This window comes from Rubritalea spongiae, from assembly GCF_042652385.1.
GTDB classification, from domain to species: Bacteria; Verrucomicrobiota; Verrucomicrobiia; order Verrucomicrobiales; family Akkermansiaceae; genus Rubritalea; species Rubritalea spongiae.
This window is the reverse complement of record NZ_JBHSJM010000001.1, coordinates 2,235,471-2,260,525: the sequence shown is the minus strand read 5'-3', so window position 1 is coordinate 2,260,525 and position 25,055 is coordinate 2,235,471. Positions and strand designations below refer to the sequence as shown.

At 47.3% G+C, this 25,055-nt stretch carries 18 protein-coding genes; 2 read left to right on the top strand and 16 right to left on the bottom strand.

Going from position 1 to position 25,055, the window contains the following annotated elements:
• Nucleotides 1-42: 42 nt before the first annotated feature.
• The 11 genes from ACFPK9_RS10185 to ACFPK9_RS10135 form a co-directional block, all read right to left on the bottom strand.
• Nucleotides 43-5,148, bottom strand: a complete 5,106-nt coding sequence (locus ACFPK9_RS10185) for a DNA repair ATPase (protein ID WP_377094779.1) — start codon at nucleotides 5,146-5,148, stop codon at nucleotides 43-45.
• A 79-nt stretch (nucleotides 5,149-5,227) separates the two neighbouring features.
• Nucleotides 5,228-5,395 (bottom strand): GxxExxY protein, encoded by a 168-nt coding sequence (locus ACFPK9_RS10180; protein WP_377094778.1) that lies wholly within the window; start codon nucleotides 5,393-5,395, stop codon nucleotides 5,228-5,230.
• 117 nt (nucleotides 5,396-5,512) lie between these two features.
• On the bottom strand, nucleotides 5,513-7,609 hold the full coding sequence (locus tag ACFPK9_RS10175) for a flotillin family protein (protein WP_377094777.1): 2,097 nt from the start codon (nucleotides 7,607-7,609) through the stop codon (nucleotides 5,513-5,515).
• Nucleotides 7,610-7,629: 20 nt separating this feature from the next.
• Nucleotides 7,630-8,310 carry a hypothetical protein gene (locus ACFPK9_RS10170; RefSeq protein ID WP_377094776.1) on the bottom strand — a complete coding sequence of 227 codons (681 nt, stop codon included), beginning with the start codon at nucleotides 8,308-8,310 and terminating at the stop codon, nucleotides 7,630-7,632.
• A 51-nt stretch (nucleotides 8,311-8,361) separates the two neighbouring features.
• On the bottom strand, nucleotides 8,362-8,931 hold the full coding sequence (locus ACFPK9_RS10165) for a ribonuclease H-like domain-containing protein (RefSeq protein ID WP_377094775.1): 570 nt from the start codon (nucleotides 8,929-8,931) through the stop codon (nucleotides 8,362-8,364).
• 45 nt (nucleotides 8,932-8,976) lie between these two features.
• Nucleotides 8,977-9,789 carry an RDD family protein gene (locus ACFPK9_RS10160; protein WP_377094774.1) on the bottom strand — a complete coding sequence of 271 codons (813 nt, stop codon included), beginning with the start codon at nucleotides 9,787-9,789 and terminating at the stop codon, nucleotides 8,977-8,979.
• A 6-nt stretch (nucleotides 9,790-9,795) separates the two neighbouring features.
• A complete protein-coding gene (locus ACFPK9_RS10155) occupies nucleotides 9,796-11,457 on the bottom strand; it encodes an FtsX-like permease family protein (protein WP_377094773.1) in 1,662 nt (553 codons plus the stop codon).
• A 73-nt stretch (nucleotides 11,458-11,530) separates the two neighbouring features.
• A complete protein-coding gene (locus ACFPK9_RS10150) occupies nucleotides 11,531-13,639 on the bottom strand; it encodes a ComEC/Rec2 family competence protein (RefSeq protein WP_377094772.1) in 2,109 nt (702 codons plus the stop codon).
• Between the two features lie 46 nt (nucleotides 13,640-13,685).
• Entirely contained in the window at nucleotides 13,686-14,228 is a 543-nt protein-coding gene (locus ACFPK9_RS10145) for a tetratricopeptide repeat protein (protein WP_377094771.1), read from the bottom strand.
• 170 nt (nucleotides 14,229-14,398) lie between these two features.
• Nucleotides 14,399-14,974 carry a pseudouridine synthase gene (locus ACFPK9_RS10140; protein ID WP_377094770.1) on the bottom strand — a complete coding sequence of 192 codons (576 nt, stop codon included), beginning with the start codon at nucleotides 14,972-14,974 and terminating at the stop codon, nucleotides 14,399-14,401.
• Between the two features lie 4 nt (nucleotides 14,975-14,978).
• The gene (locus ACFPK9_RS10135; protein WP_377094769.1) at nucleotides 14,979-16,010 is read right to left on the bottom strand and encodes a hypothetical protein; all 1,032 of its coding nucleotides are present in this window, start codon (nucleotides 16,008-16,010) and stop codon (nucleotides 14,979-14,981) included.
• A gap of 122 nt (nucleotides 16,011-16,132) precedes the next feature.
• On the opposite strand from ACFPK9_RS10135, the gene ACFPK9_RS10130 reads away from it, so the two are divergent.
• Complete coding sequence (locus ACFPK9_RS10130) at nucleotides 16,133-16,693, top strand: DUF1877 family protein (protein ID WP_377094768.1); 561 nt, start codon at nucleotides 16,133-16,135, stop codon at nucleotides 16,691-16,693.
• 68 nt (nucleotides 16,694-16,761) lie between these two features.
• Here ACFPK9_RS10130 and typA read toward each other — a convergent pair whose 3' ends face one another.
• Entirely contained in the window at nucleotides 16,762-18,594 is a 1,833-nt protein-coding gene (gene typA, locus ACFPK9_RS10125) for a translational GTPase TypA (RefSeq protein WP_377094767.1), read from the bottom strand.
• 335 nt (nucleotides 18,595-18,929) lie between these two features.
• Here typA and ACFPK9_RS10120 point away from each other — a divergent pair, with 335 nt between their 5' ends.
• Complete coding sequence (locus tag ACFPK9_RS10120; protein WP_377094766.1) at nucleotides 18,930-19,616, top strand: nucleoside 2-deoxyribosyltransferase; 687 nt, start codon at nucleotides 18,930-18,932, stop codon at nucleotides 19,614-19,616.
• Nucleotides 19,617-19,635: 19 nt separating this feature from the next.
• Here ACFPK9_RS10120 and ftsA read toward each other — a convergent pair whose 3' ends face one another.
• Genes ftsA through murC form a run of 4 tightly spaced genes read right to left on the bottom strand, consistent with a single transcriptional unit; the run spans nucleotide 19,636 to nucleotide 25,051 of the window.
• Nucleotides 19,636-20,844: a cell division protein FtsA gene (ftsA, locus tag ACFPK9_RS10115; protein WP_377094765.1), complete on the bottom strand. Its 1,209-nt coding sequence runs from the start codon at nucleotides 20,842-20,844 to the stop codon at nucleotides 19,636-19,638.
• A gap of 20 nt (nucleotides 20,845-20,864) precedes the next feature.
• Nucleotides 20,865-21,791 carry a cell division protein FtsQ/DivIB gene (locus ACFPK9_RS10110; RefSeq protein WP_377094764.1) on the bottom strand — a complete coding sequence of 309 codons (927 nt, stop codon included), beginning with the start codon at nucleotides 21,789-21,791 and terminating at the stop codon, nucleotides 20,865-20,867.
• On the bottom strand, nucleotides 21,791-22,708 hold the full coding sequence (locus ACFPK9_RS10105) for a D-alanine--D-alanine ligase family protein (protein ID WP_377094763.1): 918 nt from the start codon (nucleotides 22,706-22,708) through the stop codon (nucleotides 21,791-21,793). The genes ACFPK9_RS10110 and ACFPK9_RS10105 overlap by 1 nt, the downstream gene beginning before the upstream one ends.
• A 45-nt stretch (nucleotides 22,709-22,753) precedes the next feature.
• A complete protein-coding gene (gene murC / locus ACFPK9_RS10100) occupies nucleotides 22,754-25,051 on the bottom strand; it encodes a UDP-N-acetylmuramate--L-alanine ligase (RefSeq protein WP_377094762.1) in 2,298 nt (765 codons plus the stop codon).
• Nucleotides 25,052-25,055: the final 4 nt, after the last annotated feature.

Sequence of the window (25,055 nt, the reverse complement as noted above, 5' to 3'; positions counted from 1 at the left end):
TCATTCTTATCTAGTTATTCACCCGATCACTCAAGCTCCAAATCACTCCCCCTGTCGCACTTCAGGGTCGATATCGATTGGAGGCTTGCTCGTTTTTTTGATGTTAGAAATGCGACCATCGTTCTGACCATCGCCATCAGCATCTTCTACTGGTACGACCTTGATATCTACTTCCACTGGCACCGCTCTCAGCCCTGCTATAATTCTTTCTAAATGCGCAATCGTCGTCTCGCCCAAACTCTGAGGCTGTGTATAATTTGATGCCGCACTTACAATTCCATCTTTGATTGAATCTAATCCGTCATTGAATTGCGTGAGCTGAGCTACGATTCTAGCAACAGGATCATTCTCACCACCAGCAGCGCCCATTAAGAGATTCTTCTTAAAGCCTTTCTTGATATCCTCCCAACGTTGCGCTTCTTCATCAGTAAGTAAGCCTTCCATTTCGCGAAATTTGAGCAAGTTCGACTCAGCTCCCGTCGTCAAAGTCTGCGATTCATTTTCATAGTGATCGACCACCAGCCCTTCGACTTCCTCATCAGTCATCAGTGGTAGCACCTTCTCCGCGATGCGGTTCATATTTCGGTACGACCCCTGTAGCTTAAATGCGGGTTCGGTACGATACGCATCTTCCTGCGCAGCACTGCGAATATACTCCAGATTCACGCGCAAGATAGAATCGCGCACGCGATAAAGATGCTTCGTTACGCGCACCATTTCATCGATTTCTGCAGGTGTGTAATTCCCTTCGAAATCGACACCTTCTTGGCTGCCAGTTCTGGCAATTTGCATTACAGCATACACATCCTTCTGACTTCTGCTAGAAAGCTTGTTCAGCACAATGTTAGAAGTGAGTGAATTCTCAATGTAAGAAGCCTTAAAGTCTTCAGCATGACCACCGATAATATCACCAAGATTATAAGTATCCGCACGGTTGGCTAACATGTCTGGAATTTGGAATTTTCCACCAGTTTCTGTGTAGGGGTTACCCGCCATCACTACAGCCACTTTCTTACCTCTCAAATCATAAGTTCTCGCAACTCCATTATGAACACCTTCGATCTTTCTTTGGCCGTCACAGAGAGAAATAAACTTCTGCAAAAACTCAGAATGAGTGTGCTGAATATCATCGAGATAAATCATCACATTATCTCCCATTTCCAGCGCAAGATTCAGTTTTTTCACCTCCGCGGCCGCCGTAGCATTCGGTGCCTCAGCCGGATCTAGCGAGATCACATTATGTCCCAGTGCCGGCCCATTGATCTTCATAAATGTCAAACCTAGCCGGTTCGCCACATACTCCATCAGTGTTGTCTTTCCATAACCTGGAGGAGAAATGAGCAAGAGTAAGCCCATACGGTCTGTACGCGTGTCCTTACCCGCAGTACCGATTTGCTTCGCCAAATTATCACCGACCAGTGGTAAAAACACGTTATTGAGCAATTTATTGCGCACAAAAGCACTCATCACCTTTGGCTTAAATTCTTCGAGACGCATGCGCGCACGCTTCTCTTCAACCAGATCCTGCTTCAGTTTTTGATACGCCTCGAAAACTGGAACATCTTTGCGTTCAAAACGCTGTAACCTATCCGTAAAGTCATTGTAGTTCAGCTGATACACACCTCCCTGAATTCGAGAATGATCCCCGATCATTCCTGAAAGTTCCGCTTCAATGCGCACACTGAGCACATCACGTTGCTCAAAACCACCACGCGTGAGATGCGTAGCTGCTTCTATTAAAGTAGATTCTTTTAATGCATCTTCTCCAGCAAGATAGCCTTCTAACCAATCTTTGTTAATTTGATAGTCGGCCACTATTGATCCTAGCAATGTCTCCTGATAGGCCTTTTCAGCATGCTTCACCGTCAAGCTATGCTTGAACTTCTTCACTAGCTCAGCCGCTTCTGGCGCGACTACAAAATGCTCACTACTAGAAAGTTCATCAACTAAGTAGACCGCTGCATTCTCTGTATCAGCATCTTCTATCAATGAGATTCCAGACCAATGATTCAAGTAGCTCAGAACTTCCTTAACCAAAAGCTTAGCCTCTTTACCACCCTCGCTCTCATTAAAGATTTCTCTCCGTTTCGCGTGCGCACGAATCTTTCCTGCGAGCACTTGTTTTTCCTCACCGTCCCACGCATTCCAAAAAAGAATCGCCAGCGAGCGGTCTTTTGCCTCATAGCGCAACAAACCAATTCCTGTATGAATCGGAAGTATTGCCCCTAACAGCTTAGCTGCATCGAGGTCATGCACACCTTTGGTATAACTCTCCGCATAGAGCGGCTGCATGAACTTTTGCACTTCACCTAATAAAAACTCAGGCTTCCATTCCTCTGGCGCTAAACGTGTAGTCTCAGCACCAACTGCTGACTGTAGATACTTGTAAACAAGATACTCAGCACGATAAACCTCAGAGTTTTCAGAAACCACTTCCTGATCCCACACACCACGAGTTGCTAAAAATCTCTCATCCTCTATCACCTCAAAGAAATCAGTACCATTTAAATGGAAACACATTTCTTCTTCATGAGGAACAATGGTCAATTCGAGCTCTTGCGTATTAACATTGAACTTATTCTTTCCAAACTGGATGACATTCTCACCATCTACATAGAGCTCATTGCGATCCTTCAGCGCTCTAACAGCATCTTCACGAATCGTTTTCAAGCGCGTCTGAATATCATCAGCCTTCACACTGTCACCCAGATCGATCAGCTCAGCAATAATATCGCGCACTTTCTCGATCATCAGGTCACCAGCGAAATAACCATTGATCTCATTGATTTCTTTAAATCCAGAAACCCTATTCGCAATACCGCTCAGTACGCGCTCAGCTGATTTCACTAAACTGTTTGCGCGTTTACTCTTCTTCTCGAGAAGCTGCTGTTTACGCCCCTCAAAGGCATTGTAAACCTCTTCACGCTTAGTAGTAAGCTCTTCGACATATTCATCAAACTCAGAAAAACGCCCCTCAAGCTCCTCAATCTGCACCATCAACTTGGTGAGATAAGCATCAGTTTTTTCTGCAGTGTCACACAAATCCAGGTAGTTCACCACCGCCTGACTCAGTAGATTCATCTGCGCGCCAAACTGTGCCACACCCTCACTCTTCGAGAGCTCCTTGCGCTTATTTTTTAATTCCGCTTTGACCCCATTTAAGGTGGAATAAATCGTCGAAATGCTCTCAATGATCGCAGTCGTCTGTGTCGAATCTTCAATCTTGAGATTCGAGACCACATCAATCAGCATCTCTAACTCGAGCCCAGCATCGGTAATCCCCTCCGCCAGTTCGTCCGCTTCAGTCACTTTAGACAAGGCTCCAAGAACCTTGCGTTGTTCCGCTACTTTTGCTCGATAAGGATCCAGTGCTTCAGGCTTTAACAAGAAGCTTACAGTCTTGCCTGAAACTAACTCGGTCGCTTCTATCAGACGTTCCTCTAAGGCATCGACACGAGGTAAATCCATGTATCGCATTTCGCGCAAGCCGATCACTTCTCCTCGAATCGTGCGCAAACCTGCGAGCTGCTTCACAAAACCAAGAATGTCGTCTGGTGGACTATGCTCCGCATCACGCAACAATCTCTCACAGCGCTCTGCTACATCCTCAATTCTCTCAGCAGAAGTCTTGCGCAGCGTCTGAACTTTATCAAATTCTTCAATCGCTGAGTTCGCTGCCTGCTGGATACCAGCCAAAGGTTCTGCGAGGTTTTTAGTCTCCTCATTACTGATCCAGAAATAACTATCGAGCAGTACTGTCGATTGCTTCACTAAGTCAATATAAAGGCCTGCGTAGTTATCCTCTTTATCTAACAGAGTGAGCAATTCGCGACACTCCGCCATTGCTGAAACCAACCCAGCATTGCCGATCTTAAAGAGATAACTGTCCTGATCCTGCTCTTGGGCAGCAACTGCCTCCATGCTCAGAATGGGTGTCTGCCAAATCTGTAGAGTGTGATGCTTCTGGGCTTCAGCTTCAGTTTTAAAATAAATCAGTTCACCATTATCAAAAATCGAATAACCGTTACACACCACTGGAGTCTCAACAGTTTGTTCGATTAAGTTATAGTTCAACAAAACGTAGTCACCACTCGTTCTGTTATAGAATGCAAACAGTGTGTCTTCGCCATTGGCAGAACTCACCTTGCGTTCAAAACGCATGTGCTCAAGTCCATGATCAAAAGTCTTCAGCTCACCAGTCAGCAAGTAATAACCATTGGCAAAAATGATCCCTTGATCCTCTGGAAGAAGCACGCAGGACTCACCAATCGCATCAATCCGATCAACTGATTGATTCTTCTCATTGAAGACTAAATAGCGATAGTGCTTCTCGCGATACGGTAAAATTTTGAGAATGATCAATGGCCCAACAATGGCGTAGGAAATGTCAGCATCATCCAGTGATTGATCCGGATCTTCAACCTCTTCTTCATAAATCCCTTTTCCGTCAGCCGTATTATCCTCAATTTTAAGCGTCAGATCACCCCCGACCGTTTCAACGAAAACTTTCTCCTCAATTGAAATATGTGGATGCTCGCCAGCTCGATGCATATCTCGATTGACCCGCTTCCATTTGAAGCCATGTTGCTCAGGAAATTTATATTCGTGGTCAAAACGATTCCCCAAATAATCAAGCGTACCGTCTCCTTTAAGAATAAACTTAAAGGTCTTAATGTCATTAAGATCCTTCCCGACTTGTAAAGCAATATACAAGTTAGGCCCGATCACCATCGACTTCAAAAAGACCGTCTCTCGATAATATTTATAGAGATAGCCAAAATCATCAGCAAACTCCTTGTTAGGAATAACCTCTGTAATCTCTAACTTATGAAAGCTGTGGTCTACCGGATTGTATTCGTAGGCTGCAAATACATCAGAAATGTCTGTCGTCTGCTTCAGACCAAACTGGATGTTGTAACCAAACAGAAAACGATTGTTACCAATAGCAATCAAATCACGCGGTACACAGTTATGCTCTGTCGTCACTCGCTCAGTAGCGATTAATGACGACTCCACTGCTCCGAAGATCGACTTGCGCTCAGCATTTAAAGCCTCCAGCCGTTCACGCAGAACCACTGCTTGCTTCTCCAAACGAGCTCGAATCACTTCATAAGCTCCACCTTCTAACTGTTTGTTCTCTTCTGACATTTTCTTCTAACCTCGGAGTAATCCAAGGTCCTTTTCTATCGCGAAACACGCGAAAATTTCGAAAAGCGGATGATGCCCTTTAAGCATCTAACGTCTTGGAATCTATCATGATCCTCTCGTATTCCACTTGTGGATAATGCCCAAAATTAATGAGCAAACCTAATTTATAGCACGTTATTCTGAGGTAGTTATGAACTTGCTCTCTATGCGCATCATTCAGCCCACTGACTGACTTTAGCTCTACCACTATCTTGTTAGAATGCTCATAGACTTCTTAAGGTTCAACAGGAGGTGAGGATCTTACCGCTACTCTACACAAAAATTTCAAAACTTCCGTCTATTTCGCGGTAAAGCCCCTCCCATTTTAAAGGAACTTTGATGCTGGGCTGTTGGCTAGGCCGAAGCGTTCAGCAGAGCCTAACAGTCCTACGAGCTTGTCGCGGGTTTCACCTTCAGCCATTGGAATCATTTTTCCTAACAGAGCACTGACACTGAGGTTCTTGATATCTTCGGTAGCGATCCCGAACTGGTCGATCCAGCTCGCCACTTGGCTCTTGAAGTACTCAGGATCACCATTGAAGAAGGTTTCCTTCACATCCGTAAGCACCTTGGAGTTGTTCACCATACGGTCAGCTACCTTACCTTTAGTAACCGCATTGGTGATCTGGTTGAAGAACTCAGACTCACCACCGACAATGTCGATCTTAGCTTGCTTAAGCGCTTCGCCGATAACCACAGCCTGCTGTTCCGCGATCTGACGCTGAACATCGATCTCTGCCAGCTCGATCGCTTTCTCTTTGTCGAGCTTGAGCTTGAACTCTTCGTGCTCTTGACCTGCTTCTTCGAAGAGCTTCATCGCAGCAGCTTTCTGCTCGATACCCTTCGCTTCCGCTTCGAAGCTGAGTGCATCCACTTCCGCTTGCGCAGCACCTTGCTCCTTCAGAGCTGCTGCATCCGCTAGCTTGACCTCTACTTGACCAAGACCCTCCGCAGAAGTTTCCTTCGTCACCGCTTCGGCAAGCATCTTCTTAGCACTCGCTTCTTTCTCAGACGCGGTGAGTGCAGCCTCTGCTGTGATGATCCGCTCTTCAGCTTTCAGCTCGCTTGCTAACTTACTTGCTTCTGCCGCCTTCTGCACGGTATACGCATCTTCCTGCGCCTTGAGCTCTGCAGCTTCTTTACGCGCTTCAGCTTCTTTCACTTCACGAATCAAACGATCTGCAGCTTCCGCTTCAGCCGTAGTAACAGTCACTTGTTTATGACGCTCCGCTCCAGCAAAGGCCTCGGTATCCTTAATCTTCTCCTGTTCGATGACCACAGTCTTCTCGAGAGCAACACGATCTTTGATCACTTCTTGAATATTCTTCTTCTCGATTTCAACCGCTTTATCTTTCTCAATCGACTTGAGCTCAGTAATACGGTGACGCTCGATTTCTTCTAACTGACGCTCACGTTCCACACGCTCTTGCTCGACAGCATCGGTACGCTCTTTATTACGCTGAGCTACAATCACTTGTCGCTGCATATTTTCTTCAGCCACCTGAATTTCTTCTTCTGCGGTAATACGAGCATGCTCAGATTTCTGATGCTCCTCTTCACGCACCTTGTCCGTTTCTGCTTGCTCTCGGAGTTGCACAATCTGTACTTCACGAGCCTGCTTAGCCTCAGTCTCAGCGAGCTGACGCTCAAGTTCCAAGATAGCTTCGCGCGCTTCTACGTCCTGTTGCTTAATCACTTTCTCCTTATCGCGTTGAATGTGGTTAGAAAGCTTTGCCTGACCTGCTGTCAGTTCAGTGATTTTCTTAATACCTTCCGCGTCAAGAATGTTATCAGGATCGAGCGCCTCAATCGGCGTCTGCTCTAGGTAATCAATCGCAGCATCATCGAGCACGAAACCATTCAAATCAGTTCCGATACATTTCAAAATCTCCTCACGGAAAGTATCACGCTCTTCATAGAGCTGGATGAAATCAAATTGCTTACCGACCGTCTTCAATCCTTCCGAAAACTTCGCATCAAACAAAGCGCGAATTTCTAACTCAGACGACGCGCGATCACAACCAACTGCCTCTGCCACTCGCACAACTTCTTCCTTCACGTTATTTACGCGGACAAAGAATGCCACCTTGATATCAGCTCGCATATTATCCTTACAGATCAGACCATTCTTACCCGTACGATCGACCTCTATGCGCTTCAGTGAAATGTCCATCAACTCAGCGCGATGGATCACTGGATACACCATCATGCCAGTGAAAGTAACCTTAGTCTCACCCAATCCTGTGCGGATCAAGGCATTGCCCTTTTCCACTTTTTTGAAGCAATTGGTGAAGGCCCAAACGCCTATCACAATTGCGAGCAAGCCTGCGCCTACAACTACTAACATCCCGTTAGTCAGTATATCTGACAGGCTTGCCACTGGCTGCTCTAACGCAGCAATCATTTCTATGCTCGTATTCATATGTTATGTTTTTCTTAGATTTAAATTTGTTTTACAACGTAAACACCCGCTTCCTCATCGCGCGAAATCACTACAACTCGATCACCTTTCTTAAGAGACTCATCACCTTCAGCTAAGCGACAGTTGATCAATGCTGGTGCTCCATGTTTTCGAAACACACGTACTTGCCCGAAACTCTCTGTTAGACGACCAGTGACCACTTCGCTCTCACAGCCAATAATGGGCTCTTCATCGTCTTCACCTTTCTTAAAAGCTCTAAATAAAGGGATCAATGGCTTGGTTATCACTGCAATAACAAGACAACTCACCACAAATCCAACAAGCCAAATCACTAATGGTAGCAACCAATTCCCTTCTGGCTTAAAAATATAAACACCCACTAGCGAACTAAACCACATCCCTAGAGATAGAAAAGTCACTACGATCATCAGTGGGACGTCAGTGGCATTCACAAATTTTAAAAATGAAGTGAACATTCCCCCGCCACCGTTGCCGACATCGCCGTCAAAATCGGCATCAGAGTCAAGATCGAGATCAATGTCCAAAGCATCCATATCGATTGTACCTAACAGCGCTAGAAGCCAGTAAATACAACACAGCACGGTCATCAGAGTAAACGGAATGACCCATGGATTTAAGGAGAGTTCGAGGATTTCTTTCACGACGAAAACACTAGATGAAATAATCGTCCGTTTCGCCATTACAAAGATGGGAAAATTTTCCCACCCCTAGTTTAAAACGCTATGATGAACTCATTTTTTCCAATCCACAGCAACCTCCGCTGGATTCCCCGCCTTATCCTCATAGCGAATCACACCGTGCTCCAGACCGTACTCGTGCACACATTTAGTAACCTTCACATCGAAGCAACAATACTCCGCAATCTTCATGATAAAGGTTTTGTCGCCAGTTTTCTTATACTCATTCCACCAGCGAAGCGCATCCAGACCATCAGCAGTCTTACCCATACCTAGACTCACCTTGGCTGCCGAATCTAACTTGAGTCGAAAACCTAACTTGTCCTCGCGCTCCAGATCTAACATCATGTCTAGATTCATGGTCTGATTCTCTAGATCATAAATGGTATACCCCTGCAGCACTGGATAATCGAACTGAATATGATTCCAGCCCACCACCAGATCAGCTTTCACTAGCTGTTCCACCAGCGCATCCATCTGCTCCTCACCATACACATGATATTGACCACTCTTAGTCGAATAAGTCACAGCCACAGAAACACCCATCTTGGCTTTATTTTTCGCACCGCCAACGGCCGAGAAGCTCTTCTGTGTCTCTAAGTCAAAATATACAATATCACGCATGCCTGATTCCTAAGTATAGATTCCTCCCCCTCGCTGCAAGTCGCTTTACTGCTTCATCCAGTCCTCGACCCCAAGCGTCTTATACATTTCCTCCATAACCTCCTGTGAGATGAGCGAGCTGAAAACGACATTTACGATCAATACGCTCACAATGTAAGCCACCACATGCAGCGCAGAAAATGGTCGAGCTAATACGCGGTAGCGATGCGGCATGTCCCATAAAAAATAACCAAAGCGTTTCGCCATAAACCACGAAATTGCAATCGCGAACGGCATCATCACCCACATCCCCAAGCCTAATATCCACGCTCGCAGTGAACGAATCACAGACCCCTTCAAAGGAATTGCCAAGCCCAAGTGGTCAGTCACCTTCAAGCCTAACAAGAACTTCCCAGGCGATGACTTCCACAGATGCGTCATCAGACCATCCAAAATCACATATGCTATCCCCACTCCCAGAAACTGCATCATCGACTCGCCCATCAAGGCGTCGAACGCACGCTCCTGAAAACACACAAAGATCAGTGAAATATACAAAAGGTAATCAAAAATCCGCGCAAAAAATCGCCGCGTCATATGTAGCGGCGGAGCCTTCGCCACTTCCCTTGCGATCGCCTCCTTCAGCTCCTCTCTCGGACTCTTCTGAACCTCCTCAGGCATCGGCGGCGGAGTCGCATCTTCTTTTTCAGCAAATAAAATAGAAAATTGCGGAATCGTGTCAATGCGCACCCAGCCCTCAGCACCTTGATACCACGCTAAAGTATCAGCAGAAATTTCCCCCGACTCAATGCGTTCGCGCACAGCATAGCTCTCAAAAGGCCCACCCTTCTCACCATTTTCTATCAACCAAACATTCATGCCCACCTAGAGATTTCTTAAGGATTTCGCCGCGTCAGTTCGCGAGGCCACATACGCCGGTGCATACGCTGCTAAAGCACAAAGCACAAAAGCTCCCACCGACACTAATACCATTTCTACCGCGTTGATCTCGTAGGGCAAAGTGTCCATCCCATAAAATGACTGGGAAAATGGATCGAAGCCCATCGAGCGCAAGCCCCCCTGAATCAATCCCAGATTATTCAAAACTAACAGACTCATCGCCACCCCAACTAAAGATCCTGCAAAACCAACAATCACACCCTGAAAAGCAAACACATTAGTGACTTGTCCCGGAGTTGCCCCCAAGGCCTTCATCACCCCAATCTCGCGTTTCTTTTGTAAAGTCACAGTAAACATCACCGCGCTGATAGAGAAAATCGCAATCAACATAATAAACGACAAAGCCAGAGTCATCATGATCTTCTGCATACTAATCAATGCAAATTGTTGCTCGAATGCTTTCATCCAAGTCACCGGATACCAACCCGCAGGGACCGATGGCAGCACTTCACTATCTAATACCTGAGACGCTAAATAAGGATCCTTCAAACGCAGCGCCACTCCATTCACCGCGCCAGAAGAGCCAACACCAGCAAGCTCTTGAGCTAAGTGCAATGGCACTAACAAAGGTGGCCCAGGGGCGAATCTATCAGCGCGGTAGATTCCTGCGACCCGTACATCTTTAGGCAAGGCCAGCTCATTGATTTGTAAATCTTCCTCCCGGTCCAGCACCTCCACATCCACGTTTTTCAGTTCGTCCAAAGTGTCTGTAAGCTGTTTAAATCGCCCGATCTCGTAGTAATTATAATCATCGTCGTATTCACTCGACTGAGTCAGTTCGACCACCTTCGTTAAAAGATCGCTCTCACCTTTGCGGACATTTTGAAATTGAAGTTCTTCTACGAACCCTCGGAAACGCTGCAGTTCACTAAACAAAACTTGCTCTTTGCCATCCTTCTCCACCCAGTGTTCAGATATATGCGCACGCGCTCTAACAAAATCTTCTGCAAAACGCTCATACACCGATGGCGAACCTTTCCTCTCCAACAACGGCTTCAGCTGCTTGATGTTGCGATTCGAAAACACCTCTAACACATCACCCACCTGCAACATGTGATCTTCTGCAAAAATCGACGACACCACTGCCACTTCTCCCGCCTGATCAGCATCATCGAGTCCACCGACATAGCCCATCCCCATATCGACATCTCCAGCAACCTCTAATTTCTTTAAATCCTCAACCGCTTGCTGATCTTGAGTATCCACTCCTCGCATCGCGACCGGAATCGCACTCTCACCCAAGTAAGCAATCACGTAATCGCGGACCAAGGGATAAGCACTCTCCACGTTCGGCAGCCCCTCCATTCTCGTCTCTAACTCCCGCCATTGCTGTTCGGGAGATTCCACCTCGCCCTCAGCATTCGGCATATCCCACGGCATTTCTCGAACAATCGTAATATGTGGCGATTCCCCCAGCACCCTGTCTTTCACCATATTCTCAAAGCCCGCCATCACTGACATCACGACCAACAACACCATGACTCCTAAAGCCACTCCGGCCAATGAAATGAGCGTAATCACAGACACGTGAGTCCGCAAAGGATTGAGATAGCGCAGGGCGAGTAACAGACTGAAGTTCTTAGTCAAAGTAATGCTTGAGTTGAGAAAGGGAAAACTCGCATTTCAGCCACCAATGTCCAACGCAAAAATACACAGAGATTTATTCTAACTCCCAAACCCCACCGCAGAAGCCATGCGCCCTGATTCCTCCCCGCTCTATACCGATTTCTACCGCTCCCGTTTCGAGTAAAGTCATCTGAATTACCTTTGTATTCGTCTCTAACTTTCGCGGCCCCACCACCCAACGCGCCTGCACCGCATCCAGCAAATCGTCTCCCCACAGTTCATCCTTCGCATGGCCACTCCACACCACAATATCTGCAGACAAATCATAAGATCTACTCTGTAGCCATTGCTCAAAACGATATCCCACATCTTGTAAAAACAAAATCTTCGTCCCCCTCCAGTGAAGCAAAAAAACAGGACAACGGTCATCCGCGACTCCCACTAATTGCTCGGACCACGAGATCACCTCGATATAACTTTCCTCCGTGAGTCTATATTGCTTCCCCTGCTCCGCATAGATCACCTTCTGTGAAGGAGGAACCTCATAAACCTCAAGTTCCCTCTCCCCTAGCAGCAACTGTTTCGTCTCAAAATACTCTCGCAGAACTTGGAAACCACCCACGTGCCGATGGTCCACGTGACTCAAAATTACACTGTCCAGCCGTGCTCCATTTTTCACCAAACTAGGCAAGACCTCTCTCTCACACTGCCGTACATCTGCCACATCTAACATGGCTCCGCCACCAATCCCAATATAGTTCGCCGACGCCCCACCCTCCAATGCATAGATAACTAGCCTTTCTCCACTCGACCACGCGGCAGCTTTATAGTGAGACGCGGGCACCTTAGAGGCAAAATCCACCAATCCATGTGAACTCGCTGCCACTTTGGTATTCAAGGTATTCAATCCCTGCCCCAGCGGTGACCACACCATCCCTAAAACGATGGAAAGCCCACTTAAACAAAGACTGCAATACAACAAGCCAACCACTGGCAACGACACAATAATCGACATCGGAGTCACCACCCCAAAATGAAGAAAGGTCAATGGACTAGAACCTACCCAGGCGCTGCCCGCAACCACTAAGCCAGCCTGAATCTTTCGCCGCCACACCAACCACCATTCCTGACCACGGCTATACAAACTTCTCGGCAAAAATGGATCCGCATAACTCACCCAAGCAAACACCTTAGTAAATACCGTCCCAAACAAGGCTACAGCAAATAGAACCGCAAAAGAAAGCTGGAACCCTGGACGAAACAACATGTGCCCATCCAATAAAAGAGCCACAATTACTCCCACGCCTATGCTATTTACTAAAACAGCTTTGCGCCCAACCACCCAAGCTCCTAATAAAATAGCTCCCATCACAGCCGCGCGTAAGGCTGGCGGCCTGAGTCCTGTCACCAGTGCATAAAAAAACATCGACCCAATAACCAAGCTCACCCACCCCCACCGCGGCAAACCGAACATCTTCAAGAAAAAGGCAACCATTCCGCCCACCATCATCACATGCAAGCCACTCACTGCGAAAACATGAATAGCCCCACTAAGACGATAGGCGTCCAATAACTCTTGAGCATCTACTGGACGCTCGCCAAGCGCCATTGCTACAATGATTTTCGCCTCAGTACTCTCAGGGTCCACCCCTAATAATAGACGATCCCTCAACCAAGTGCGCACCTGGACAGCCATCCTGCGCACGCTCCAAATCGAACGCGACGTTCCCTCCCAGCTCCGCGGCACAAAAGCCGCACTCACTCCCTGCCGGTACAGCCATTCCTTCTCAGGAAAAGTTTTCGGATTCAACATCTCTCTCGGCGCCACAATTCTCCCTTTTAGCGCAATCACATCACCAATCTGTAACGTATGCGCATTCGTACCTAACCACACTCGCATGCGCACGCCCTCTAACTCCTCGTCTACACTCCTAACTATCGTACTCTGCCCACTTGGTTCCTGCTCCACCACAGCTTCTAACTCCCACCACGAACCATATTCCTGCTCAACAGAGCCTTGCGTTTCCAAACGATGCTCATGCATTCCACCTGCCAAAACAGCAAATAATACAGTCAGCCATACAAGATATTTCCTCCCCTGGTAAGCAACCAGAATAGCGAGCGACATCAATAGCCACCAAAACCACGCACCACTATCAACTATCCCGACTGCGGCCATCACCACCAACGCCGGCCCCGACATCGGGAATCTTGCAGAACATTGAAATACCCTGCTGACCCACCCCATACTACAATGCGCCTAACTCTCTGAGCTGATGCGTCGCATTTGCCGAAAATTGAGTATCGGGAAATTTTTCACAAACTTGCCGTAACACATCGATCGCTTTCTCCCTATCCCCCAAATTTTCAAGATTCACCTCCGATATGCGAAACATGAAAAATGCCGCATCTTCTTCAAGCCATTCCTGACTACCTAAAGCCTCTTTTAAGGTCGCCTCAGCACCTTCCGGATCATCTAGATGAGCCAGCTGAACCTTAGCCAACTCAGCCCAAGCAAATCGATTATCTGGCTCTTTCATTACCACTTGTCTTAGCGATTCCAAAGCTTCCACATATTCACCCTGAGCCAACAACGAACGCGCTTCACGCATCGGATCGCCATCATCACTCCCCCCTTTGGGATCACTAAAAATCAAACGTGAAATACCATCAGAAATAGCAGGGAGTACAAAAATTAAAAAAAGCAGCCCCGCATACAAGCCTGCGAGAACTGTTACAGAGAGCCTAAAGAAAATGTCAGTATCGGATGATGTCGCATAGACGTGCTTCACAAAGAAGGCGACGCCTATACCGATTGATCCGAGAATGAGTGCTTTAGTCATATTGAAAACCCGTGGTAAGCACATTGTCTAACACACGAATTCGAGCAGAAGCAAGCTCCAAGACCCAGATAATAAATGAACTAATCTTTACCTACTAGTCCAATCGCATTCACCAAGCTCTACTTCATCCAGAGCTTCTCTACCTCTTGTTCACTCAGAACACGCCATTCCCCCAGCTCTAAGCCCTCCATTTTTAAAACTCCTATCTTCTCCCTCACTAAGCGCAAAGTGGGATTACCCACCTTTGCAGTCATCCTACGCACTTGCCGATTCCTCCCCTCACTAAGCTCCATCCGTAACCAGCTCGAACGCTTCGCAGCCGCAACATCCACTGCTGGAATGCGCTCTACGAGCCTAGGATGCTCAGACAATAATTCGACACGACACTTCTTAGTCACATGCCCTTTGATTTCCAATCCTCCGCTTCGAAGCCGGTGGACCGCTTCCTCCGAAGGAACCCCATCCACCTGTACCAAATACGTCCTTTTGTGTCCCTTATCTGGATTGAGTAAATCAGTTTCGAGCTGCTTGTCATCGGTTAACAACAACATCCCCTCAGAATCCATATCTAAGCGCCCTACCGGATGAAGCTCAGGTGGCAAATTAAGCTCACCTAACACTCGCTGATTCGGAAAGTCAGGGTTTTTGTTAAACTGACTCAGAACCCCGTAAGGCTTATTTAATAATATAACCATCACTCTAATATTTTAAGTCTGGCATCTCTAACACATGACAAATGTGCTCAGCCGTCAGTTCACCCATCGTTTTTAATTTTGAAAATTTGCTCGTCTTATGCATTCTATCAAGCTCACCACCCAATTGAGCAACATGCTCAATCGGACAGATTTCCGAACGCTTCATCATACTCAATACAGCAGAAAGCCGTCGATGTTCAGAAGCTGCACGACGCGCCATTTGTGAGCGTTCTTCTTCCGCATACTGACTAATCGTCTGCCTATTCAGACAAGAAAAACTCAACTTGGTAATCTTTCTGTTAGAACGGAAGTTATATGATAAATAAACTTTCCCACCTCCCTCATAAGACTGCTGATCAAAATCGATCGGCCTCACCCTATACTGGACTTCTTCGAAATCGGGAGTGATATCTACCACATAGTTCACCGAACGCATATCTCCTAACAACCTAATAAAGCAACGTTCATTAAACTTAGTAAACTCCTTGGCAATACGCACCTTGTTGAGCTCAGGGTTATCCAAGTAATCTCTCAAGAAAACATTCCCTGGAACCCCTGCGATGTGATCCTCGATCAAAGTATTCCCATTCACTAAATAGTTAATTCGATTCGGTGAAAGAATATGCTCCAGCTCCAAACCAAAGATCCGTGAAGCATCTGCCACCTTCACATAAAAATAATCCGAGTTGTCATTAAACTGGTTGGTAATCTTAATCCGAAACGGCCGCGAATTCCCAAATTCTCCAAAGTCGATCCGATCCACTGATAGATGCTTGTGTAGTGAAGTATCACCGCCGATTTTTAACGCGGTATAAATACTGATCAGCTTATCACAAATATCTCGATATTCCTCTGGTGGATACATCACAGTCAGCCAGAGTGTCTCCTTCCCTTGTGGATCATCGTAAGGAATCGCACCGACGTACCTTAGCAAATCGTCATAAACTAAAGGGATATCAGAATGCCTACCAAAATGATAAAGGTACTGATGCAGTGAGCTATTTACTGGGTATTGCTGCTTTCTCTTAGCTATCATGGATAATCAAAGATGGAGAGCTAGCATAGAACTAGCAAGCAACAAAACTTTCAGCGATCACCCTAGCCACTTGACTTGCTCCATGTAGCATTCACCTATATTCCAAACAGCGTTTCACACTCATGATCACCACATTTACCCGCGTACAAACCGATGACCTCGATGATCTCATCCAGGACGAAGAACTCGTGATCAGCCTTGTCACCGAACTTGGTTTCGATGCCAACATTCTCAAGCAACTCGCAGGGAATGCAGAAGCAACCGATCCCGAAACTCTCTTCCACACTTTAGAAAATCGCTGGAACGGCCATGGCCAAGTCTTTTCACTCGAAGACCAAGCCGAACTACTCTCTCACATCGTACAGCACACTGAATCGCTGAAAGACTCCCCACTGGCGACATTACCCTCAGCAGGACGCGCCACACCTATCAACATCGATAACGAAAACGTCCGCGTCCTGTTCCCCTCACAAATCGACGAAATCAACGACGCCCTCATAGCTCTCCCAGTCGAAACCCTCCAAGCACACGCGCAGCAACTCACCGAAAACTCCATTCTAAAAATCGAACAAGCCGAATTGATCTCAGCCCCCCTCTGGCAGCTCTACGACGGCCTCTGCACCTTCTTCCAAAACGCCACAGACGCAGACGAATACATCCTGTTAGCGAAACAAACTTCCTAACACCACCCAGCTAAAAAAAAAGGCGGAGCCATGTCTGACTCCGCCTTTAAAAATAGATCTGTGAGCTATTAAGCGTTCGCTTCTACGCTCTTCGACTGACGTTCAGAGCGCTTGCGCTCGTTCGGACAAAGTACGCGCTTACGAATACGGAGGAAATTAGGAGTCGCTTCTACGAGCTCATCTCCATTAATGTATTCGATCGAACGCTCAAGACCCATACGAATCGGTGGAGCGAGAGTCGTGGTGTTATCCTTGCCAGCAGAGCGATGGTTCGTAAGAGCCTTCTCTTTCACTGGGTTTACGGAGAGATCCACCTTACGTGGGTTTTCACCGATGATCTGACCTTCGTACACTTCGTCACCAGGAGCGATAAAGAGCTTCCCACGATCTTCAAGTGGAAGAAGTGAGTACTGCATCGCTGTACCAGTCGCCATGGAGATAAGAGTACCTGTAGAACGGGTGCTGATCTCACCACAGTGTGGAGCGTATTCCTTAAAGAGGTGAGACATAATCCCATGACCACTTGTTAGGTTGAGAAGTTCAAATTCGAAACCGATGATTCCGCGAGTAGAAATGGTCGCCTCGAGAGTCGCACCGTGGGCATTAGCACCCATGTTTTCCACGCGCGCCTTGCGGTTTGCGAGAGTCTTCATGACACCACCTAGTGCGTCATCAGGACATTCTACATAAAGAGTTTCGAACGGCTCCATCAGTTTGTCGTCGATACGCTTAGTAATAACGCTAGGACGTGACACAAGAAGCTCGAAGCCTTCGCGGCGCATTGTCTCTACCAGAACTGCGATCTGCATCGCACCACGTGCTGAAACATTAAAAACACCAGCATGCTCAGCATCTGATACTTCAATGGAAATATTCGTTTTAATCTCACGGTCAAGACGCTCACGGATGGCTCGGGATGTCACGTGCTTACCATCGCGACCAGCGAATGGACCATTGTTGATGCTGAACTGCATCGTGATTGTCGGAGGGTCAATGTTTACGAATGGAAGCGCTTCCGCGTTTTCTTCCAGCGCAAGAGTCTCACCGATGTCGATGTCTTCAAACCCAGAAATACCTACAATGTTACCAGCACCCGCGACAGATGACTCATCAGAAGCACTCGCGCCGTATTCGAATACGCGTGTGATCTTGCTGCGAACTTTCGTTCCATCTTTACGGAGAAGCCAGACGTTATCGCCTTTTTGAATGCTACCGGAAAGCACTTTACCGAGAGCAACACGACCAACGTAGTTATCCCAGTCGATGTTAGAAACAAGCATGCGGAACGGCTCTTCAGCTTTCGCTTCAGGAGCGGGCACGTTGTCGACAATACCTTGAAGCAATGGAAGCATGTCCTTTTGCTCATCATTTTCGAGGTCTGCTACGAAGAAACCATTCTTCGCGGAACCGTAGAAGAACGGAGCTTCGAACTGCTCTTCTGAAGCATCGAGATCAAGGAAAAGCTCAAGAACCATATCGCGCACCTCAGATGGGCGGGCGAAGTCGCGGTCAACTTTGTTCACAACAACGATAGGATGAAGACCTTCAGCGAGCGCCTTCTTGAGAACGAAACGTGTCTGAGCCTGTGGCCCTTCGTACGCATCAACCACAAGGAAAACACCATCCACCATCTTCATTACACGCTCCACTTCACCACCGAAATCGGCGTGACCTGGAGTATCGATGATGTTGATCGTGTGATCATTCCAATGGATAGAAGTGTTTTTGGACTTAATAGTGATCCCCTTCTCTTTTTCAAGATCCATGGAGTCCATCGCACGCTCTACCTTCTCTTGGTGAGCGCCATAAGCACCACCAGCTTCTAGGAGTTTGTCCACCAGCGTCGTCTTGCCGTGGTCAACGTGCGCAATAATTGCGATGTTTCGAATCTTGTCAGTCATAAGAAAGTGAATTTGGAAGGACGGACAATCCCCATAATTCACTCAATTGCAACGCCAAACTCACTTCATCTCATCTTTTTACAAAATACGCACACAAAAACCCACTTAACACACACAACCTAGACGAGTTAACCTTCCATACTCAAAGAAACGTAAAGCTAACTTCAGCAAAGAAAAGTTAAACGCTTTTCATCTACTCTGCAGACAAATGGAGCTCACTAATCAATAAGGGAAACCGAAAAACCAATTCAATACTCCTAATCTCCTAGTAAAGATAAGCCTAGCACTCCTTCAGTCGCTTCTGCTATTCATTGTCTGTAGCTCTCTCATTCACCATGTCACCTTACACCTTCTATTTCGCCGGCGAACTCTTCAGCCAAAAACACCTCCTTGGCAATGCCATGCTCGCCAAAGCCATTTTTGACCAATCCAATGGAAAATACCTCGCTATCCTCCCGCAGGACCTCGAATTCCGTGACACCTCGTCGCAGGCTATCCGCGATCAAGACCTCGTCAGCCTTATCCAATCAGATCTCGCGCTCTTCCACTTTGATGGACCAGAGCTCGATTCAGGTACAGTGGTCGAATTCATGACCGCAAAATTCGCAGACATTCCTTCCGTCGTCCTCCGCACCGACTTTCGTGAAGCTGGAGATCAAGACGGCAAAGGCGACCCATGGAATTTGATGTGCAGCTTCTACCCTCGCACCGAAACCGTTCTCTCTCCATCCATCCTCTCTTCTGCCGATGCTGGCCACCAACGGCAAAACATCGAAAACTATTCCAGCGAGCTACTAGAACAAAACCTCATCGCTCAAATCAAAGCTGTCGATACCACAGCCCAGCAGGTCATCGATGCTTTTGATAAAGTCATCCAACAATCTCCAGTGATTAAACAAGACCACCAAGCAGCAATCTACGAACACCTCAGCCGCTTCCCTGGATTTACAGACCACAGCAATGAATACGCCCAGCATATCCAAAAAGCTTTAAAGCTCAAAAAAGGGAAGAAGCTCCTCTAAGGCCTCCCCCTTTCCTCAGCTAAAAAGGCCAAATCACCTTAGCTAATTTACCAAAAACTCCGCCCTTTTCACGCGGACGATCTTCATCCATTAGCTGCGCATAGCGGATAAGACCCACAGCTGTAGAATACTGCGGGTCGCGGAAATACTCGTGAATCCCGCTCACTTCTGGCTGTTCTGGTCGGTACACAGGTAACTTAAATACATCATTGGCTAATTCGCCAAAACCACGCATCAAGCTCGTGCCACCAGTCAGAAAAACTCCTGTCTGAATTTTCTCCATAGCACCATCTGGCAACTTCGCCTTCACCAACTGTAAGGTCTCTTCCAAACGGCCACGGATAATGTCATTGAGCAGCTGACGCTTAATCTCTAAATCTGGAAAACCCTTATCATCAGGAATCGTAACGGTTCCGACAGAACGAGCTGGATCTCCCGATGCATCACCTTCCGTACACTTCACCTTTTCAGCCTTAGACAAAGGCATCTGAGTCACTAAGTGAATATCATTCGTCACATGATCGCCACCCACTGGAATACATCCTGACGCCGCGACTGCACCATTCAGATACATCACATAATCAGTCGTCCCGCCACCTATATCGATCACTAAGGCACCCGAATCCTTATCCTGCCGGTTCAATGCAATTTGCGCCGAAGCAATCGGTGCAAATACCACATCATCGACATCCAAGGGAATCTCACGAACACATTTAATGCTGTTCTGAATGCGATTCTTCACTCCGTGGACAATATGAAAGTCAGCATCGAGCGTCCGACCTAACAAACCAATTGGGTTACTAGCCTGCTCATTTCCATCGATCAAATACTGACGCACGATATTGTGCAAATAGACATTATCAGAAGGAATCGCGATATCTCTAGCAATCTCTTTCGCCTCCTCCATGTGCTCTGTCGTAATCTCCTGATCTTCGTCAGGCAGACGGAAAGTACCACGATTATTGACCCCCAAAATGTGCGAACCAGTCACTGATAAAAATACGCTCCGGATATCTACATCGCACACATCTTCTGCTTCTAACAATGCTTGGCGCACACACGTTCGCACGTTCGCCATATCTGAAATTTCACCCTTGCGCACGCCAGCCGTTTTCGTCTCGCCCACGCCTAAAATTTTGACGGAATTATCCGCCTTCACTTCACCTACCACCATGCATGTCTTGCTGGTGCCGATTTCAAGACCCACGTATATCTTTGATTTGGCCATCTATTCAGTCCGCAACTCTTCTAGTCGTTCACACTTGTTAATCCGTCGTCAGAAAGCGACGCCGGCTCCTTAAATTGTCCAGGAATGTTGTGCTTTGGTAGCAAATTAATCCAGGAAAGTTCACGATCAGTCTCAGCTGCATGACGACGAGCCGCGATGAGATCACCGAGCTGACGCTCATGCTCATACATCCCAAAGGTCGCTTCTACTTCATCATTACTCGTCACTTGGAGACTATAAAAATTCACTACTGCCACACGCTTTACAAACCACTCACCCCGTACCTTCTCATTAATTAAATTCACTAAAGATAATGCCCGCTCAGCTTCCTTGTGCGACATTTTCCCACCTAACTCAAACTCGTCCTTCGCCGCTTCATGAATCTCTATCACTGGCAAATTGCGAGCCACATCCCATAGCTTGCCTTGGCACTGAAACACGATGCCCTCCGCATCCATCAAAATGCCAGAATGCGGGTTGCGACCAGACATCGCCAACTTTGGGCACGCCACCCAAGCGACGGGAACACGTTCCTCTATCGTCACCCTAACAGTGTCGGGAAGCCGACGCTCTATCGCAGCTGTGACAATCTCTGGACGCGCAATCAAACGCGCCTCAGCTTCATCTATATCAAATGAGAAAACCGTCCCACTTGGATCGATCTGAGCAATTTTAGCCACTTCACTCTCATTTAAATAGCCATTGGTCTTCAGCTCTAAATGACGAAGTGAAAACTCAGGGCTACTGAGGAAATGATCCTGCACGTAGTTGTAACTATAGACTCCACCCACACCTAACAGAGCGAGCACGAGTGCTAATTTGAAAACGCCACGCATCGCTCGTAGCGACTGAAACATTACAATGCGCGGAGAACTGACCTGCAAGTGAAGCATGCGGTCCTGTCTCGCGCGCGTGTAGCGTGTGTTCGTTTTCTTTCGTTTAAACATTAGCGTGGGGTATTCAGCGAAACTTCTGCAATCTTCAAACAGAGTTTACCGAATGAATAACCAGCTTCTTTCGCTGCTTTTGGAAGAAGGCTACTTTCTGTCATCCCAGGAATGGTGTTAGCTTCTAACACATAAGGATTACCATCGGCGTCCAACAATACATCAACTCGGGAATAAACTTCAACTCCCAAAGCGCGATGTGCCGCAAATGCTGCATCTTTCACCTTCTGAGTAAGCTCTGCACATAGATCAGCTGGACAATAATAATCCGTCCCCCCTTCACCAGTCATCCAAGGATACTTATTAGAAATGTCGTAAAAGCCGCTGCGCGGAGCAATGTGAATGATGGGAAACACTTCTCCATCCACGATCCCGACAGTCAGTTCCTTACCTTCCACAAATTGTTCTACTAACACCTCATCACCATACTTCGCAGCATCTTCCATCGCAGCTTTCGCCTCCTCTTCAGTGTGTGCAATGTGTACTCCCACACTCGATCCTTCACGTGGAGGTTTAGCCACGTACGGCAATGTCATTTTAGGCATCTGCACTCCACCACTGCAATCCACAGTCTCAGATGCCGGAGTCGGAACTCCCTCCTCGATAAAACGCTTCTTACTAGCCACCTTATCAAAAGCTAACAAACTAGAAACTGAGCCCGCACCCGTATAGGAAACCCCCTGAGCCTCGAGCTGTCTCTGCAACTCACCATCTTCACCAAAAGTCCCGTGAATTGTGTTAAACACTAAACCCACGCCCTCTGGCGCGACGATTTCGTGACCATCCACCACAAGCTCCACCGCATCCACACCTTCTTCTAATAAAGCTTTGAGCACTGCTTGACCAGTCGCCATAGAAACCTTGTGCTCTGAACCTGGGCCTCCCATAGCCACGGCAATTTTTATATCTTTATTCATTTCTTAACTCCTCAGATTTTTAAATACGAAATCTTCGTAAAATTCTTAAAATACGTGTTCGTCTTCACCGATGATTTGCACCTCAGTTTCTAACTCAATTCCTTTTTCAGAACGAGCTTGCTCACGGATTTGTTCAATCAGCTCTATCACTTCACTAGCACTCGCCTTGCCATCATTTACAATAAAGTTGCCATGCTCTAGCGATACTCGCGCTTTACCAACCGAGACATCTTTAAAACCAAGCGTGTCTACCAACATTCCTGCCGGCATTGGCTCTGGATTTTTAAAAACACAACCTGCACTCGCCGCCAGCGGCTGTGAACTGCGACGTTTCTGCATCGATTCTTCCATGCCCTGCTGAATCTCTTCCGCCGCAGCCTTCTCTCCTTTAAACTTAGCACTGAGCGCGAAATTGCGCCGAAGCTCTGGCACGTTTCGATAGTATGAATCAATCTCTTCTCTTGTCCGCGTGCGAATCTCACCATCGCCATCGAGAAATGTCACTTCTAACACTTGGTCAAAAGTCTCAGCACCCATCGCACCTGCATTCATCCGCAGACCTCCACCCACATTTCCTGGAATTCCTTCCATCCACTCGAAACCAGTAAGACCAGCTTTCTGCGCGACACTCGCTAACTTTTTGAAGCGAACTCCAACACCAGCCGTAATCGTCTCACCATCCACGCGAACTTCACCAAAGACTCCTTGAGATGGATGAATCACCACGCCGCGAATTCCACCATCACGAACTAACAAGTTAGAACCACGACCTATCACACGCACCGGCACACCTCGCTCACGGCAGTATTTAACCACACTCGAAAAGCATTCAAAAGTCCCCGGCTCTACCCAAAACTGTGCAGGCCCACCGACTAACATCGTCGTGTGCTTACGCATAGGCTCATATAGTGATACTTTGGTATTTCCTTCTCCACACTCCCCAATCAGATCTTCCACCACTTTCTGATCGCGCGCAACCTTAGTACCTGCTTCGTGCACATTTCCTGCTCCCAGCGTGATTAACATATCTCCCTCTCTTAAAGCATTGCCCACCACATGATGCGCTTGAGCAACTTGTCCCACCACTTCAGCACGCACCGAACCATTCGCATGCACTGCATCAACAATAGTCTGACCGCTCACACCCTCGATTGGTAACTCTGACGCAGGATAAACATCAGTTACGAATACTCGGTCTGCAGCTTGCAACACCTTGCCAAAATCATCCGCAAGCTTCTGCGTCCGAGAAAAACGATGCGGCTGAAACAACACAACAATGCGTTTTGGATTCAGTGACCGCGCAGTCTGCAAGGTCGCCTCAATCTCTGTCGGATGATGTCCATAATCGTCAACCACCCGCAACATCTTACTCAAGTACTTGGTCTCAAAGCGGCGGCGTGCACCAGCAAAAGTCGAAAGCGCATGAGAGATATGGCTAAATGCCACCCCACATTCCATCGCCAAAGCAATTGCAGCCAGAGAATTTAAGGCATTATGGCGGCCTGGGACTCCAAGCTCAATCGCCCCGATCCATTCTCCATTCCTTTTCACATCAAAGGAAACAATACCACCTCGCTCCACCACGTTTTCAGCCACAAAATCAGCGTCACTCCAGCCATAAGAAATAGAACCTTCCCTCGCAGCACAAAGCTCAACAGCGACTGGGCTCTCCTTGCAGTAAACAATACTATCAGAAGTTCTATCTAGCAGAGTGGAGAACACCTCTTTGATGTGCTCAATGTCACGATAAAAATCGAGATGCTCCTCCTCCACATTTAAAACAATGCTGTGTTTCGGCTGATATAGCGCTAGCGTCCCGTCACTTTCATCACCCTCAGCTACCATCAATGATCCCTTAGGATCCCAATGCGCATTGGTTCCTAACACCGGAATCTCAGCCCCAACATAATGCGACGGCTGAACAGCCCCACGACGCAAAATATGCGCACTCATTGCCGAAGTCGTCGTCTTGCCATGAGTTCCTGAAATCACCACACCATCCTTCGTCGCCAAAATCGCAGCCAAGCATTCCGCCCTACGCACTGTAGGAATTCCGCACTCTCTGGCAGCTGCTAGAGCCACATTTTCATCACGAATCGCTGATGAATAAACCACCACCTCAGCATCCTCCACTGCATGTGCACTGTGTGGACTGTAAAAAATTAAACCAGCACGCTGTAACCTCGTAGTTTCCGAACTCGTCACACGATCACAGCCGCTCACCTTGTGTCCCATCCCTAACAACAGAGACGCTAAACCACTCATCCCTGAGCCCGCCACACCGATCAAATGCACCCGCATCGGCTGGTCCTGCCTCATCAATCTCTCTGTAAAATCCTTCATATAC